The sequence below is a fragment of the Streptomyces sp. SA15 genome, from assembly GCF_002291145.1.
In the GTDB taxonomy this organism is placed as follows: Bacteria; Actinomycetota; Actinomycetes; order Streptomycetales; family Streptomycetaceae; genus Streptomyces.
Window position 1 is genome coordinate 29,566 of sequence record NZ_NTGE01000158.1, and the last position, 14,481, is coordinate 44,046.

15 protein-coding genes, 1 tRNA gene and 2 pseudogenes are annotated in these 14,481 nt (G+C 70.5%); 10 read left to right on the forward strand and 8 right to left on the reverse strand.

Going from position 1 to position 14,481, the window contains the following annotated elements; all coding sequences use genetic code 11:
• Positions 1-82 precede the first annotated feature (82 nt).
• Positions 83-1,474, forward strand: coding sequence for an MFS transporter (locus CLM62_RS35070; protein ID WP_179382366.1), 1,392 nt, complete (start codon positions 83-85; stop codon positions 1,472-1,474).
• Positions 1,475-1,554: 80 nt separating this feature from the next.
• The gene (locus tag CLM62_RS35075; RefSeq protein ID WP_257004258.1) at positions 1,555-2,400 is read left to right on the forward strand and encodes an SDR family NAD(P)-dependent oxidoreductase; all 846 of its coding nucleotides are present in this window, start codon (positions 1,555-1,557) and stop codon (positions 2,398-2,400) included.
• A 98-nt stretch (positions 2,401-2,498) separates the two neighbouring features.
• Here CLM62_RS35075 and CLM62_RS35080 read toward each other — a convergent pair whose 3' ends face one another.
• Entirely contained in the window at positions 2,499-2,960 is a 462-nt protein-coding gene (locus CLM62_RS35080; RefSeq protein ID WP_095753927.1) for a methyltransferase, read from the reverse strand.
• Between the two features lie 44 nt (positions 2,961-3,004).
• Here CLM62_RS35080 and CLM62_RS35085 point away from each other — a divergent pair.
• Positions 3,005-3,133 (forward strand): annotated as a pseudogene (locus CLM62_RS35085) (TetR/AcrR family transcriptional regulator C-terminal domain-containing protein); the annotation flags it as partial.
• Between the two features lie 65 nt (positions 3,134-3,198).
• On the opposite strand, the gene CLM62_RS35090 reads toward CLM62_RS35085, so the two are convergent.
• On the reverse strand, positions 3,199-4,026 hold the full coding sequence (locus CLM62_RS35090; protein WP_095753928.1) for an SDR family NAD(P)-dependent oxidoreductase: 828 nt from the start codon (positions 4,024-4,026) through the stop codon (positions 3,199-3,201).
• Positions 4,027-4,146: 120 nt separating this feature from the next.
• On the opposite strand from CLM62_RS35090, the gene CLM62_RS35095 reads away from it, so the two are divergent.
• Entirely contained in the window at positions 4,147-4,761 is a 615-nt protein-coding gene (locus CLM62_RS35095; protein ID WP_095753929.1) for a TetR/AcrR family transcriptional regulator, read from the forward strand.
• A 53-nt stretch (positions 4,762-4,814) separates the two neighbouring features.
• Here CLM62_RS35095 and CLM62_RS35100 read toward each other — a convergent pair.
• Positions 4,815-5,360, reverse strand: a pseudogene (locus tag CLM62_RS35100) (SDR family NAD(P)-dependent oxidoreductase).
• Between the two features lie 208 nt (positions 5,361-5,568).
• Between CLM62_RS35100 and CLM62_RS52195 the strand changes: the two are divergent.
• Entirely contained in the window at positions 5,569-5,694 is a 126-nt protein-coding gene (locus CLM62_RS52195; protein ID WP_257004259.1) for a hypothetical protein, read from the forward strand.
• Positions 5,695-5,859: 165 nt separating this feature from the next.
• Here the strand turns inward: CLM62_RS52195 and glpK are convergent, their stop codons facing one another.
• Positions 5,860-7,374 (reverse strand): glycerol kinase GlpK, encoded by a 1,515-nt coding sequence (glpK, locus tag CLM62_RS35110; protein WP_095753931.1) that lies wholly within the window; start codon positions 7,372-7,374, stop codon positions 5,860-5,862.
• A 43-nt stretch (positions 7,375-7,417) separates the two neighbouring features.
• Positions 7,418-8,185 (reverse strand): IclR family transcriptional regulator, encoded by a 768-nt coding sequence (locus CLM62_RS35115; protein ID WP_095753932.1) that lies wholly within the window; start codon positions 8,183-8,185, stop codon positions 7,418-7,420.
• Between the two features lie 145 nt (positions 8,186-8,330).
• Between CLM62_RS35115 and CLM62_RS35120 the strand changes: the two genes are divergently transcribed.
• Positions 8,331-8,765, forward strand: a complete 435-nt coding sequence (locus CLM62_RS35120) for an ATP-binding protein (protein WP_095753933.1) — start codon at positions 8,331-8,333, stop codon at positions 8,763-8,765.
• Between the two features lie 220 nt (positions 8,766-8,985).
• Here the strand turns inward: CLM62_RS35120 and CLM62_RS35125 are convergent.
• A tRNA-Pro gene (locus tag CLM62_RS35125) sits at positions 8,986-9,059 on the reverse strand.
• Positions 9,060-9,181: 122 nt separating this feature from the next.
• Between CLM62_RS35125 and CLM62_RS35130 the strand changes: the two genes are divergently transcribed.
• Both CLM62_RS35130 and cobF read left to right on the forward strand, forming a co-directional pair.
• On the forward strand, positions 9,182-9,703 hold the full coding sequence (locus tag CLM62_RS35130; protein ID WP_095753934.1) for a DUF309 domain-containing protein: 522 nt from the start codon (positions 9,182-9,184) through the stop codon (positions 9,701-9,703).
• A 557-nt stretch (positions 9,704-10,260) separates the two neighbouring features.
• Positions 10,261-11,034, forward strand: coding sequence for a precorrin-6A synthase (deacetylating) (cobF, locus tag CLM62_RS35135; protein WP_179382367.1), 774 nt, complete (start codon positions 10,261-10,263; stop codon positions 11,032-11,034).
• 23 nt (positions 11,035-11,057) lie between these two features.
• Here the strand turns inward: cobF and CLM62_RS35140 are convergent, their stop codons facing one another.
• Positions 11,058-11,804, reverse strand: coding sequence for a cobalt-precorrin-6A reductase (locus CLM62_RS35140; RefSeq protein ID WP_095753936.1), 747 nt, complete (start codon positions 11,802-11,804; stop codon positions 11,058-11,060).
• 85 nt (positions 11,805-11,889) lie between these two features.
• Here CLM62_RS35140 and CLM62_RS35145 point away from each other — a divergent pair, with 85 nt between their 5' ends.
• Entirely contained in the window at positions 11,890-12,684 is a 795-nt protein-coding gene (locus CLM62_RS35145; RefSeq protein WP_095753937.1) for an HAD-IIA family hydrolase, read from the forward strand.
• 35 nt (positions 12,685-12,719) lie between these two features.
• On the opposite strand, the gene CLM62_RS35150 is transcribed toward CLM62_RS35145, so the two are convergent.
• On the reverse strand, positions 12,720-13,493 hold the full coding sequence (locus tag CLM62_RS35150; protein ID WP_095753938.1) for a sulfite exporter TauE/SafE family protein: 774 nt from the start codon (positions 13,491-13,493) through the stop codon (positions 12,720-12,722).
• 136 nt (positions 13,494-13,629) lie between these two features.
• Between CLM62_RS35150 and CLM62_RS35155 the strand changes: the two genes are divergently transcribed.
• Positions 13,630-14,439: an alpha/beta hydrolase gene (locus CLM62_RS35155; protein WP_095753939.1), complete on the forward strand. Its 810-nt coding sequence runs from the start codon at positions 13,630-13,632 to the stop codon at positions 14,437-14,439.
• Positions 14,440-14,481: the final 42 nt, after the last annotated feature.

Below are 14,481 nucleotides of genomic sequence, written 5' to 3' on the forward strand. Positions count from 1 at the left end.
AGCGCATGTGACCATAGAGACTGAAGCCACGACAGGTGCACCACCTGAAGCGGATGCACCGTATCCCCGCCGGTGGGCGGCTATGGTCGTACTGACCCTGGCCTTCATGCTCGACCTGCTGAACGTATCGATCGTGAGCGTTGCCTTACCGTCGATTCAGCGTGACCTGGACGCCACGCCCACCCAGGTGGAATGGATCGCGGCGGCCTATCTGCTGGCCTTCGCCGCCGCACTGATCACCTTTGCCCGGGTGGGTGACCTGTGGGGGCGCAAGCGCGTCTTCCTGCTGGGAGTCGTCGCCTTCGCCGTGACCGGCGTGTGGAGCGGACTCGCGGACACCCCCGGCATGCTGATCGCCGCGCGCGCCGCGCAGGGGCTGGCGGCCGCCGCGCTCGCACCGCAGGTGATGAGCCTCCTGTTCACCATGTTCCAGGGCCGGGAGCGGGGCACGGTCTTCGGCGTCTTCGGCCTCGTCGCCGGGACCGCGCAGGCCGGAGGTCTGCTGCTCGGGGGTGTGCTGATCGATGCGGATATCGCGGGCACGGGATGGCGCATGATCTTCCTGATCTCGGTGCCGGTCGCCGTGGTGCTGGCCGCCCTGGCGGCCTGGCTGGTGCCGGAGAGCCGGGTGGAAGGCGGCGCCCGGCCCCGCCTGGCAGCGGCCGGAGTGCTCACCCTCGGCCTGGCCGCGCTGGTGTTCCCGCTGCTGGAGGGCCGCAGCTACGGGTGGCCCGTCTGGATCTGGGTCTGCCTGGTCGCGGGCTTCGCGCTGGTGGTGGGCCTGGCGTTCGCTGAGCACCGCACTCCTGAGAAGCGGGCCGGTGCCCTGCTGCCGGTCGAGCTGTTCCAGCAGCGGACCGTCGCCGGGGCACTGGCCGTGCAGTTGCTGGCCTTCGCGGCGCTCAGCGGGTTCCTGCTGGTGATCGTGCTGTGGCTGCAGGAAGGCAAGGAGTACTCCGCGATGGGCGCCGGTATGGTCAGCATCGCGCTCCCTGCGGGTGGCCTGGTCACGGCCGGGTTCGTGGGCCGGCTCACCGCCCGGTTCGGCCGTCTGCTGGTGCTGACGGGCTGCCTGGTGGGCGCCGTGGGCGCGCTCGGCATCCTGCTCGCCGAGCAGGGCGCGGAGGGCGACAGCATCGGCAGCTGGTCGCTGGTGCCCGGCCTCTTCGCCCTGGGCGTGGGCACGACGTTCGTCATGCCGCCGCTCACCACGCTGTTCCTCTCCACGGTGCCCGTCGAGCACGCCGGTTCGGCCTCCGGCGTCTGGACCACCAGTCAGCAGTTCGGCGCCGCGGTGGGTGTCGCGGGCCTCGGCACGATCTACTACGGCACGGTGGAGGGCAGCGGTCACGCCACGGCCATCGCCGTCTGCACCTTCACCGTGGTGGCGATCCTGGTCATCAGCGCGGCGCTCTGCTTCACCCTCAGCCCGAACCGGCGGCCCGCCATGCCCACCGAAACCGCCGAAACGTGATCGCCGGGATCTGCCCGCACCTCTGGCAGACCTGGAAAAGCACGCTCTTCGAGCTACTCATCCACGCAAGGAGATTCCCGGTGAAAACGATCATGATCACGGGGGGCACGTCCGGACTCGGACAGGCCCTCGCCCGCACGTACTTGGAGCGCGGGGACCGGGTAGTGGTCGTCAGCCGCAGCGCGGGCAAGGGGGAGGCGTACCTCAGGCAGGCCGAGAAGGACGGACACGGCGGACGTGCCTTCTTCATCGAGGCGGACCTCAGCCTCGTCAACGAGAACCAGAGGGTCGTCGAGAAGGTCAAGTCCGACTTCCCTGTCGTGGACGCGCTCGTCCTGTGCGCCCGGTTCTTCCGCTCCTACCGCCGGGTGACCAGCGAGGGGATCGAACACCACCTCGCGCTCTTCTACCTGAGCCGTTACCTGCTGAGCCACGGTCTGGCCGAGTGCCTGGAGAAGGCCCCCGAGCCGGTCGTCGTGAACGTGGCGGGGCCGGGAAACCACATGGTCCGCATCCACTGGGACGACCTGGAGCTGGAGCGCGGCTACGACGGCTGGGACGCGATGCTCCAGGGCGGAAGGCTCAACGACCTGCTCGGCGTCCACTTCGACACCGAGCACCAAGAGCGCGGCATTCACTATGTGCTCCTCTTCCCGGGCAACATCGCGGGCGGGTTCGTCGGCGAGTTCGACCCGGTGATGACGGTGCGCGCCGAGGAGATGCGGCGGGCCGGCGCTCCCATCCAGGGAGGCGTCCGGCTCGTCTCCGCGTTGATCGACTCCCCGCCTTCCGAGACGCTGAGCGCTTTTCAGGAGCGTCGGCCGATCAATGTGCAGGGCGGCAGCACCTTCGACTCCGATGACGCCAAGCGGCTCCACGACATCACCCAGGACCTCATCCAGCGTGCGGGGCGAGGCGCCCCGTAGAGCCCCCGCACCCGCTGCGCGCAGGCGGTTGCTGCCCACGCGCGAACGCCGCCCGCCCTTTCAAGGCGGGCGGCGCAGGTCCTCCGTGTTTGCCGTGCTCAGCGTTCCTTGCGCCCGATGACCAGCACTTCGTCGTGTGCGTCCGAAGGGTCGGGAGGGTCCGGACGGAAGCCCGCTTCGGTGAGCAGGGCACGGCATTCCTCGGCGGTGTAGCGGTGGCCGCCTGCGGTCCACACGAGCATGTTGAGACTGGTCAGTACGGAGTGGAGCCGGGGATTCTCGTCATTGGTCATGGGGTCGTAGATGTAGACCGCACCACCGGGACGGAGTGCTTGATAGGCGTTGCTGAGCAGATGCTTGCGGGCTTCGGTGTTCCAGTTGTGCAGGACATGGCCGAAGACCAGGGCATCGGCCTCGGGAAGCGGGTCGGTGAAGAAGTCGCCTCCGTGGAAGGAGATGGAGTCGGGGGCGCCGAGCGCCGCCATGTGCTTCGAGAAAGAGGACTCCAACGCGGGCAGGTCGAACACGCTGGCCTTCAGGCCAGGATGCCTGTCCACCAAGTGGTAGGCGAGGTTGCCGCGGGCGCCGCCGACATCGACAACCGATGCAAGCGCTGGCCGACCGGTTCGCGCGCCTGACGCTCGGCGGTCGCCCGCGCACCCCCGATCCCGTCGAGGCCGCGGAGCAGTTCCTCGCGCTGCTCACCGGCCCCGTCGAAACGCGGTCCCGTTTCGGGACCCGCAGCCTCCTCTACCAGGATCTCCAAGCTCCGCCCCGGTGCGTGCTTCTGGGGCTCAGTCAGCGAGCCAACAGCTGTTCGGTGACCTTGTCGAGGCGCGTGGCGGCGTCCTCGTCGAACAGTTCCGGATCGTCCACTCCGATCCGTCGCCCCTCGACGAAGGCGCTCAGGGGTTCGGCAGGCGGAGCGTCGACGACCTCCGCGATCGGTGTGACGGCCTGTTCCACCGGCTTGCCCATGCGCCTGATCGCCGCGACCTGAGACTCCGTCACCGGATCGTATTGGCCTGCGAAGCTGGTTGCCACCGTACCCGGATTGACCAGCACGTATCGGGTACGACCGCTGCCGTGGAGGGCCGCGTAGGCAACGCCGAGCAGATCGTTCGCCGTCCCCGCGTGCCGCTGCGCTTCGATGCCGCTGTATCCGCTCCGGAAGTGGAGGTCGTCCCAGCGGATGGCGGGCTTGTGGATCCCCGGTCCCGACACGTTGACGATGACCGGCGCCTCGGACTCCTCCAGCATCTCGGTCAGTCCGTGGCTCAGCAGGTAGCGGCTGAGGTACTCCAGGGCGAAGGTGCCCTCGTAGCCTTCGGGCGTCACGTACCGGTCGGAACGGAAGAACCGTGCGCACAGCACCAGGGCGTCGAGGGCGGGGAAGGCCTCCTTGACCTCGTCGACAACCCGCCTGTTCTCGCTGACCAGGCTTAAGTCCGCGGCGATGAAATGGGCACGCTCCTGGACTCCGCGCTCCCCTGCCTCCGCCAGGAAGCGCTGTCCCTTGTCCGCGCTGCGGCCGAGAACCACGACTCTGTCGCCCCGCTCGAGACGTGTGAGAGCCAGCCCCCTGCCGATCCCGTCGTTGCCGCCGGAAATCACAAACGTCTTCATCAGAAGTCTCCTTGCGCGGTGGCGCAGCAGATCGGAGTCAAGTCATCGATTGATGACTTGGATCAAGCTACGCACCCCCCGACTAGGATGTCAACGACCGCTGACTCCGAGGAGACGCCGATGCCCCAGGCTCCCAAGCGCAAGCGTGACCGAGCGGCCACCGAGGCCGCGCTGCTGGCCGCGGCCCGGGCTCGGTTCACCCTCGGTGGCTATGACGCCACGAGCGTCAGGGACATCGCCCGCGATGCGGGGGTCGACCCCGCGCTGATCTTTCGGTACTTCGGCTCCAAGGAGCGGCTTTTCGAGCGGGCGGCGCAGACCGTGGAGGACCAGCGCCAAGCCCCGCCCGACGGTGGCCCGGAGGACGTGCCGATCCGCCTGCTGCACGCGGCCATGCAGCAGGCCGCACCCGGCTCCGCGGGCGGCCACCCCCTCGCCGCCCTCCTTCTTTCCTCAGGCCGGCCGGAGTGCCGCGAACGGCTCAACGCACAGCTGTCCAACGACTATGTGCACGCTCTCGAGCAACTCGTCGACCTGCCGGACCGGGAACTGCGCGCGGAGCTCCTCACCGCATGGTTGCTGGGGATCACGGTCGCGCGCTCCCTGGCACACACCCCCGCACTCTCCGAAGCCTGCGTCGAGGAGATCTCGCCCTACTTCGAGCGGGTCGCCGCCGTGCTGCTTGGCACCCCTGCCCCCGCGGCCGCGCCGAGCGGGCATCCTGCCGCACCGTGAGGCCGGGCAGCCCCCGCCTCACGGTGCGGCTGGGGCAGCCCCCGGCCCGCACTTCACCACGGGACGGGGTCGCTGTTGCCGAAGAACCCGCCGGTGGGGCCGTTCGGGTCCACCAGAGCCATGCGGACGATGATGTCGGCCCCTTCGGTCACCGTCTGCGGGCCCGTGTGCCCGTTGAGGTCCGTCGCGGTGTGACCGGGATCGACGGCGTTGATCCTCATCCTCGGGTGGGTGCGTCGCCTCCAGTAACGGCAAGAAGCTGTGGGTGAGCCGTATCGCACCGAAGAAGTTGGTCTCGTACGTCATGCGTACCTGCTCCGCAGTGGCGTCGTGGGCGTCGTTGCCGAGGCCGATGACCCCCGCGTTGTTGACGAGGACGTCGAGGCGCCCAGCCTCGGCAAGGACGCGTTCTGCCGCTGCGGTCGCCGGTCGTCCGTGATGTCGAGTGGCAGCGGACGGCCACCGAGCTCGCCCGCGGCCTTCTCGCCGAGGCGCTCGTCGCGGGCTCCGACGTAGACCGTGTGCCCCGCGCCGATCAGCCGCCTCGCGGTTTCCCTGCCCAGCCCCCGGTTTGCACCAGTGATCAGTGTAATGGCCATGGAGTCACCCTCCCAACACACCACCGCCACCACGCCACCCGCCCCGCGAGATCGTGATGCACCTCTCACCCACGGTGCCGGGCTCCCCACGGTCCCCGGCCCAGGCGAGGCGACAGCGGCAGGACAGGGGAGTCCGTGCCGTCCCCTGGTCACCGTGCCGTCGGCCGCCACCTTGAGCACGCTGAGGTCGCACGACACGCCGTCCTGCTTGCGCATCTACTGCCGCCTGCTGCCCCACGCCACCCGCGACACCGCCATCGACAAGGCCCTGACCCACGCCGGCGGCAAACGCCACCACCCGACCGGCCTGGCATCAGGAGACCGCGCGGCCTGAGTCAGCCCGCCGGAGATCATCGGCTGCCACAACGTCGCCGTCACGTGTCACACGAACGCATTCAGCGGGCCTGCTCAGCCAGTACCCGGAGGTCCGGTACGGGCACCGTCGCCGATGTCTCGACCGCGGGTACTCGCCGTGCTCACCAGCCCGTGGGCCGACACGTCACGTGCGCTTCGGCGGTTGGATCCACCCCAGGGACCGCTCGACGGCTCGTTTCCAGCATGCGTACTCCCACTCCCGCCGTCCGGGGTCCATATCCGGCAGCCATTGGGCGGCCCGGTGCCAGTTGCGGCGCAGGACCTCCAGATCCGGCCAGTAGCCGGACGCCAGGCCGGCGGCGTAGGCCGCGCCCAGCGACACCGTCTCGGCGACCATGGGCCGTACCACGGGAACGTCGAGCACGTCGGCCAGGAACTGCATGAGCAGGTTGTCGGAAGTCATGCCTCCGTCCACCTTGAGTTGCTTCAGGGCGAGAGCGGAGTCGGCGTTCATGGCGTCGACGACCTCTCGCGTCTGCCAGCCGGTTGCCTCCAGGACGGCTCGGGCCAGATGGCCCTTCGTGATGTACGACGTGAGGCCGACGATGACGCCGCGGGCGTCGCTGCGCCAGTGGGGTGCGAACAGACCGGAAAACGCGGGGACGATGTAGCAGCCACCGTTGTCCTCGACGGTGCGCGCCAGCGTCTCGATCTCGGGTGCGCTGTTGATCAGGCCCAGACGGTCGCGGAACCACTGGACCAGCGAGCCCGTGACGGCGATGGGGCCTTCCAGGGCGTAGACCGTCGGCTGGCCCGCGATCTTGTACGCGACGGTGGTGAGGAGCCCGTGCCGGGACCGTACGACGTCGGTGCCGGTGTTCATCATCAGGAAGCTACCGGTCCCGTAGGTGCACTTCGCCTCGCCGGGCGAGAAGCAAGTCTGTCCGAACAGAGCCGCCTGCTGGTCACCGAGGGCGGCCATGATGCGCACGCCCGGGAGCACCGAGCGGGCCTCGCCGTAACTCTCGGCCGAGGACCGGATCTCCGGCAGCATCGGGCGCGGGACCCCGAAGAAGTCCATCAGCGCTTCGTCCCAGGTCAGCTTCCGGATGTCGATGAGCATGGTGCGGCTGGCGTTGGTCGCGTCGGTGATGTGCAGGCCGCCGTCCGTACCGCCGGTGAGATTCCAGATCAGCCAGCTCTCCATCGTGCCGAACAGCACCTCGCCGTCCCGGGCACGCTGCTCCAGCCCGTCGACGTGGTCGAACAGCCAGCGGATGCGGGGAGCGGAGAAGTAGGTCGAAGGGGGGAGGCCGCAGTGTTCGAGGAAGAACTCGTCTCCGGGCTGTTTCCTCAGGTCCTCCACGAGCGGGGCGGTGCGGGTGTCCTGCCAGACGATCGCCCTGCCCAGCGGCGCTCCTGTCCGCCGGTCCCAGAGCACCGTCGTCTCGCGCTGGTTGGCGATCCCCATGGCCGAGATCTGTCCCGCGTCTATACGGGCGTTCGACAGTGCCTCGGGTACGACGCGCTGGAGACTGCGCCATATCTCGACGGCGTCGTGCTCGACCCAGCCGGGCCGGGGAAAGTACTGCCGGTGCTCCCGCTGGGCCACCGACACCAGCCGCCCGCCGTGGTCGAACAGGATGCAGCGTGTGGAGGTGGTGCCCTGGTCGATGGACATCACATACCGTTCAACCATGATCGGCCCTGCCTTCCGATGCGTCGCGGAGGTGCTGGGGGGACTACCAGCGGGCCGCGCCCAGGTCTCTGGAGATCGCTCGTGCCGCCTCCCGCAGCACGGTGATCAGGGCCGACTGGGGCCGGCCTTTGGTGTCGCAGATCCGTTCGACGGCCCCGGACAGTCCGATCGCGCCCACCACGAGACCGCCCTGTCCTCGGATCGGCGCGGCGATTCCGGCTTCGCCCATGCTCAATTCCTGCACCTCGGCGGCCCAGCCGAGCTCCCGTATCTCGCCGAGCGCCCGGGCGAGCTCCTCCGGGCGGACCAGGGTGTGCCGGGTGTACGCCTCCGGCTCGGCCTCCGTCACAGCGTCGATGGGCGTGGCCCCGAAGGCCAGAAGGACCTTGCCGAGCGAGGAGGCGTGCAAGGGCAGCAGCGCGCCCACGTCCAGGGTCTGGAGGGTGTCGTCCGGCCGGAAGACGTGGTGGATGACGAGCACCTTGCCCTCCAGGGGCGTGCCCAGTCGGACGGCCTCCCCGCTGCGGGCGGCCAGGGCGTCGGCCCAGTTGATGGACCGCGAACGCAGTTCATTGACGTCGAGGTAACTGGTGCCGAGGTGCAGTAGAGCCGCCCCGAGCTGGTATTTGCCGGTCGCCGGGTCCTGCTCCACGAAGTCCACGTGTTGCAGGGTGCGCAGAATTCCATGGGCGGTGCCCTTGGCCAGCCCCAGCGACGACGCCACCTCCCCCAGCCCCAGCCGACGGGATCCGCCGGCGAGCAAGCGCAAGATCGCCGCTGCCCGCTCTATGGACTGGACTGGGCCGGTCATGAGGCGATGCTAGTCTGAATTCTTCCGATTTGGGACTGTCGTTCGGTAATGCCGACCCATGTTCGTTGACCGGTCGCATTTCCCTCCTTAGCGTGGCGTAACGCCCGATCCACGGCCGACAGTACTTCCCCAAGGAGGAGGACTCATGACTCCAGCGCAGCTCGACGCCGCGCCTTTCGGGGAAGTCGAGCACGTCTTTCCGCTGCCGCACGCCCCAGGGGCCGTCTCGGCCGTACGCCGACGCATACGTACGCTGCTCACCGACTGGAACCTGGCCGCGGACTTCGCCGAAGACGTGCTGCTGGTCGTCTCGGAGCTGCTCACCAATGCGATCGTCCACGCCCTGCCCCCGGCGACGCTGAGGCTTTCGCGCAGCCAGGCGGAGCGGTGCAGGGCCATACGCGTCGAAGTGACCGACATGGGTCCTGTGACCCCGGCAGGGCTGTCGACTTCCACTCACGACCCGGACGAGCACGGCCGGGGCCTCGGCATCGTCACCGCGCTGGCGGCCCGGTGCGGCGTACGGGTGCACTCCGGCGGGACCAGCCGGTGGGCAGAGCTGGAGTTCGGCCGGAGTTGAGGCTGGTCACCTTCACGGGCGGCGTGCGCTCGACCGAGTCCCGCAGGAACCCGACCAGGTCCTCGACAGAGCCGAGGTCATCTTCTCCAGGCTCGACAGCGGCATCTTCGCGGGCTCCGCGCAAAGGGACCGCCGAACGGCATCCAACCCCGAATCCGGAATCTGAACTCACGCGAAAAGGGCCCCCCCAGGCTCTCGCCTGCGAAGACCCTTCGCACCGTCGGGACGACAGGATTTGAACCTGCGACCCCTTGACCCCCAGTCAAGTGCGCTACCAAGCTGCGCCACGTCCCGGTGCGCTTCCCGCGGCGAACCGCGGGATCGCGCGAAGAGCACTTTACCCCACGTCGGGGGCCCGGCCGAAGCGGGCGGGGGCGGACGCGGGCAGGTGGCGAGGGGCGCGGGACAATCGGCGTATGGGCAGTGAATCCTCAGCACGGCGGGCCGGCGCGCGGGACCGGGACGACGAGGGGCGGGCGCGTAACGCCCGGCCCCGGGACGGGCTCGGGCGGCCGCTGCCGTACGGCGCGGACGGGGTGGCTCGGCAGCCCGAGGGCGTGGTGCGGACCCCGGCCGAGACCGTCGCCGAGGCGCAGGAGCTGCTGGACGCGGGGAAGCCGTTCCACGCGCACGAGGTGTTCGAGGACGCCTGGAAGTCGGGCCCCGAGGAGGAGCGGGCCCTGTGGCGGGGGCTGGCGCAGCTGGCGGTGGGGCTCACACACGCCGCCCGGGGGAACGTCATGGGCGGGGCGCGGTTGCTGCGGCGCGGGGCCGGGGCCGTCGAGGAGTGGGCGTCGGCCGGTGACCGGCAGCGGCCGTACGGGATGGATCTCGCGGGGCTGGTCGTGTGGGCACGGGAGCTGGCGGGGGTTGTGGAGGAAGGGGGCGAGGCGGTGGACGCGGGGGCGCGGGCGCCGCGGCTGCGGGGGGCTTGTTAGGGGTCCTTGCACTATGAGCGTCCGATCAGGTCGCGTGGTCCGGTGCCGTGCATCGCAAGGCGCCGGAGCGCCCTCGATGGGGGTCCCCCGCGCGCGGTTGTTTCGAGCGTGGGGGAGGAGCCACGTGGGCGCTTCGGCAACGCGGCGAGGCGCGGTGCCAGACCACGCGACCCGTGCGGGCACAGTGCAAGGACCCCTTAGGGTGCGACGCGCCTCTCGGCCGCCTCCGGCGCGGATCACCCGCCCGTGCCGACCGGCGACCTGGCCCGCTCGGGCGCGGACAGCTTGCCCTTGTGGATCATCCCCCGCCATGCGCGGCTCCGGGCGCGCGGGTGAGTGGGGTCGCGTAGGCAGCGGCGAGCCGCTTGCCCTTGCGGAGCATTCCCCGCCACACGCTGCTCCGGCCGCGCGGGTGAGTGGGGTCGCGTAGGCAGCGGCGAGCGCGGCGGCCGCGGACGCCCGCGTCGCGCATGGCCTCGTCGCCGGAAGCGGCGCGTCACGCCGACCGGCGCCGACGCGGTGTCCGCTCTGTCAGTGCCGTACGGCAGACTCGGGGCGTGCGGAAGATTCATGTCATCGGTATCGGCGCGGGCGACCCCGACCAGCTGACCCTCCAGGCGGTCAAGGCCCTGCGGAGCACGGACGTGTTCTTCGTCCTGGACAAGGGCGAGGTGAAGGCGGACCTCGTGCGGCTGCGCCGGGACATGCTCGACGCGCATGTGCCGCAGGGGGCGTACCGCGTGGTCGAGGCGCGCGACCCGGAGCGCGACAGGGCCGCCGGCGGTGCCGCGTACTCGCCGGCCGTCGGCGACTGGCGCCGCGCCCGCGCGGACATCTACGAGCGGCTGATCGCCGAGGAGCTGGGGGAGGACGAGAGCGGCGCGTTCCTGGTGTGGGGGGATCCCGCGCTGTACGACAGCACGCTCGGGATCCTGGAGGAGATCCGCGACCGGGGCGCGGTGGACTTCGAGTACACCGTCGTGCCGGGCATCAGCAGTGTCTCGGCACTCGTCGCCCGTCATCGGACCGGGCTGAACCGAGTGGCGCGGCCCGTGCAGATCACCACCGGCCGGCGCCTCGCCGAGGGCTTCCCCGAGGGCGTGGACGACGTGGTCGTGATGCTCGACGCCCACCAGGCCTTCCGGCAGTACGCCGACGAGGACATCGACATCTACTGGGGCGCCTACATCGGCACCCCGGACGAGATCCTCGCCGCCGGTCCGATCGCCGAGGCCGCCCCCCGCATCGAGCGGCTGCGCGCGGAGGCCCGGGAGCGCAAGGGGTGGATCATGGACACGTATCTGCTGCGCCGTAACCCGAAGGACCAGTAGGCCTCGCTGCGCGAGCGAGCGCCCTACGGAGAGGAGAGGCCGAGCCTCGCCAGAACCGATGCCACGTCGGGGACCGGGGTCACGCTTTCCGGGAGCGGTGGCCGTCGTACGACCACGACGGGCAGCGCGAGTTCACGCGCGGCCGTCAGTTTCGCCGCCGTCGCCTCTCCCCCGCTGTCCTTGGTCACCAGGACGTCGATGCAGTGGTCGTAGAGCAGCGTCGACTCGTCGGCGACCGTGAACGGACCGCGGGCGAGGAGTACTTCGGTGTGCGGCGGCATCGGGGGCGCGGGCAACTCCACCGACCGTACGACGAAGTGCAGGTCCGTCAGATGGGCGAAGGCCGCCAGGCCCATGCGGCCCGTGGTGAGGAACACCCGTCGCCCGAGCCGCGGCAGCAGATCCGCGGCCGTGCTCAGCGACGTGACCAGGTGCCAGCGGTCCTCGGGGCCGGGCCGCCAGCCCGGGCGGCGCAGCACGACCAGCGGCAGCCCGGTCGCGGCGGCGGCCCTCGCGGCGTTGGCGGTGATCGTCTCGGCGAAGGGATGCGTGGCGTCGACGAGGGCGTCCACGCGCTGCTCGCGCAGCCAGTCGGCCAGCCCCTCCGCCCCGCCGAAGCCGCCGATCCGTACGTCCCCCGTGATCACGCCCGGCCCGGCCACGCGCCCGGCGAGCGAAGTGGTGACACGGAGACCGCGGCGAGCCGCGAGTACGGCGGCCAGCTCCCGGGCCTCGGCGGTGCCGCCGAGGATGAGGACATGCGAGGGCATGGCGCCGAGCCTACGAGGCCCGGACGGGGGACGGGACGCCGGGTTCAGGCCGCCTTCCCGGTCGTTCGGCGGCTATCGTCCGGACATGGAATCCGTGCGTGCCGTGCTGATCGACATCGACGGGGTGCTCACCGTCTCGTGGCGGCCGTTGCCGGGGGCGGTCGAGGCGCTCAGGGAGATCCGCGGGGCCGGACTGGCGGTTGCCCTGGTCACGAATACAACCTCCCGCACGCGGGCGTCGATCGCCGCGACGCTGGAGGACGCGGGGTTCCCCGTGGCCGCGGAGGACATCCTGACCGCGCCCGCCGTCACCGCCGCCCATCTCGCCGAGCACTGGCCCGGCGCGCGCTGTGTCCTGCTCAACAGCGGTGACATCCGGGAGGACCTCGGGGAGGTCACCCTCCTCGACCCGGCCGAGACGGACGCCGTCGCGGATGTCGTGGTCGTCGGCGGGGCCGGGCCGGAGTTCGACTACGCGGCGCTCGACGGGGCCTTCCGGCACCTCCAGCGCGGTGCCCGGCTGGTGGCGATGCACCGCAATCTGTACTGGCGGACCGAGGACGGACTGCGGCTCGACTCCGGCGCGTTCCTGATCGGCCTGGAGCAGGCCGCGCGTATGGAGGCCGAGGTCACGGGGAAGCCGTCGCCCGCGTTCTTCGGGGCGGCGCTGGCGCATCTCGGGGCGGGCCCCGACGAGGCCGTGATGGTCGGGGACGACATCGAGTCCGACGTCCTGGCGGCGCAAGACGCCGGGATCACGGGGGTGTTGGTGAAGACCGGCAAGTACCTGCCGGAGACCCACCGCGCCGCCCGGGGCACGCCCGATCACGTCATCGACTCCTTCGCGGACCTGCCCGCGCTGCTGGGTCTGGCGCGGTAGCAGCGCCGGGTCCGGCGCGATGGCAGTCCATGGATCTAGCGCAGGAGCAGTTGCAGGCCGCCGAGCACTGTCGCCGCGATCACCAGCTGTTCGAACAACCGCTGGTTGATCCTGTTCACAGCCCATTTGCCGAGAAACGCGCCCGGCACGACGAACGCCACCAGCGCCGCGTCGAGGAGCAGCGAGTGGCCGTCGATCAGGCCGAGGCCAGCGCTGAAGGGCACTTTGGACACGTTGACGATCAGGAAGAAGAAGGCGGAGGTGCCGAGGAAGCCCAGCTTGCGGAAGCCGGCCGAGAGGAGATACATCGACATCACCGGGCCGCCCGCGTTGGCGACCATGGTGGTGAAGCCGCCGAGGACGCCGTACGAACGGGCCTTGATGCGCCCCGCACGGGTGACGACAGCGTCCGGCTCCTCCTCCGCGTCGGCCGCACGGCGGCGCCACACCGTCACCGCCGCCATCAGCAGCAGGATCGCCCCGATCGACGTCCGTACGATCTCGTCGTCCGCCCAGATCAAGAACAGCGTGCCGACGACCACGCCCACCGCGACCGCCGGGAACAGCCGCCACAGCGTGGGCCAGTGGGCGTGCCGCCGGTAGGTGAGGACGGCGAGTACGTCGCCGGCGATCAGGACCGGCAGCAGGACGCCGGTGGAGGCGCGGGCGGGCAGCACGGCGGCGAAGATCGCCAGGCTGACGGTGTTGGCCCCGCTCACGGCGGTCTTGGAGAAGCCGACGAGCAGGGCGGCGAAGGCGAGGGCGGCGAACTCCCAGCCGGTGATGTGCCAGAGGGTCATCGTGTTCATGCGGAGACTGATGCTATGTGCAGCGAACCGGTGCCCGTAAGGAGCGTCTCGACAGGTGGCCCCTGGGCAGCATGGACCCGTAGGCGAGTGCCTGGGAAGATCCCTCGGAAGCCTCACCGACATCGCCGGAGGAGACATGGCCGACTCCCGTGAATTCGTCCTGCCCGGAACACAGGGCCCGCTCACCGTGCGCGAGTGGCCGGGCGAGCGGCCCCGGTACGTCGCGCTCGTCGTCCACGGGTACGGCGAGCACATCGGCCGGTACGAGGAACTGGCCGGCGTCCTGGTGGCGCACGGGGCGGCCGTGTTCGGGCCCGACCACATGGGGCACGGAAAGTCGACCGGCGAGCGGGTGCTGATCGAGGACTTCGAGGACGTGGTCACCGATGTGCACGCCGTGGCCGAGCGGGCACGGGCCGCGCATCCGGGCCTGCCGGTCGTCATGGTGGGGCACTCCATGGGCGGTCTGATCGCGGCCCGCTACGCGCAGCGGTACGGCGACTGCCTCGCCGCGCTGGTGTTGTCGGGGCCGGTGATCGGCGCCTGGGAGCTGCCGGGGCGGCTGCTCGCGCTCGACGAGATCCCCGACACCCCGATCAGCCCGGCCTCGCTCTCCCGCGACCCGGAGGTCGGGGCGGCGTACGCGACGGATCCGCTGGTGTGGCACGGGCCGATGAAGCGGCCGACGGTTCAGGCGTTCGCGCGGACACTTCAGACCGTGTCCAAGGGCGGTGACCTCGGCCGGCTTGCGCTGCTGTGGCTGCACGGCGACGACGACCGGCTGGTGCCGCTCGCCGGGAGCCGGGTCGGTATCGAGGAGATCAGCGGCGGGGTGCTGACCGAGCGGATCCATGCGGGCGCCCGGCACGAGGTGTTCAACGAGACCAACAAGGCGGAGGTCTTCGCGGACGTGACGCGCTTCCTGGACGGCGTTCTCGCAGGCTGAGAGGGCCTGGAAGGGCTTCACGGGCGCCGTGTTTGCACCGGT

Bases quoted from the DNA above. Each gene is read 5' to 3' on its own strand.
- CLM62_RS35070 (WP_179382366.1), top strand. From the start codon at position 83: ATGGTCGTACTGACCCTGGCCTTCATGCTCGACCTGCTGAACGTATCG.
- CLM62_RS35090 (WP_095753928.1), bottom strand. From the start codon at position 4,026: ATGAAGACGTTTGTGATTTCCGGCGGCAACGACGGGATCGGCAGGGGG.
- CLM62_RS35095 (WP_095753929.1), top strand. From the start codon at position 4,147: ATGCCCCAGGCTCCCAAGCGCAAGCGTGACCGAGCGGCCACCGAGGCC.
- glpK (WP_095753931.1), bottom strand. From the start codon at position 7,374: ATGGTTGAACGGTATGTGATGTCCATCGACCAGGGCACCACCTCCACA.
- CLM62_RS35115 (WP_095753932.1), bottom strand. From the start codon at position 8,185: ATGACCGGCCCAGTCCAGTCCATAGAGCGGGCAGCGGCGATCTTGCGC.
- CLM62_RS35120 (WP_095753933.1), top strand. From the start codon at position 8,331: ATGACTCCAGCGCAGCTCGACGCCGCGCCTTTCGGGGAAGTCGAGCAC.
- CLM62_RS35130 (WP_095753934.1), top strand. From the start codon at position 9,182: ATGGGCAGTGAATCCTCAGCACGGCGGGCCGGCGCGCGGGACCGGGAC.
- CLM62_RS35140 (WP_095753936.1), bottom strand. From the start codon at position 11,804: ATGCCCTCGCATGTCCTCATCCTCGGCGGCACCGCCGAGGCCCGGGAG.
- CLM62_RS35145 (WP_095753937.1), top strand. From the start codon at position 11,890: ATGGAATCCGTGCGTGCCGTGCTGATCGACATCGACGGGGTGCTCACC.
- CLM62_RS35150 (WP_095753938.1), bottom strand. From the start codon at position 13,493: ATGAACACGATGACCCTCTGGCACATCACCGGCTGGGAGTTCGCCGCC.
- CLM62_RS35155 (WP_095753939.1), top strand. From the start codon at position 13,630: ATGGCCGACTCCCGTGAATTCGTCCTGCCCGGAACACAGGGCCCGCTC.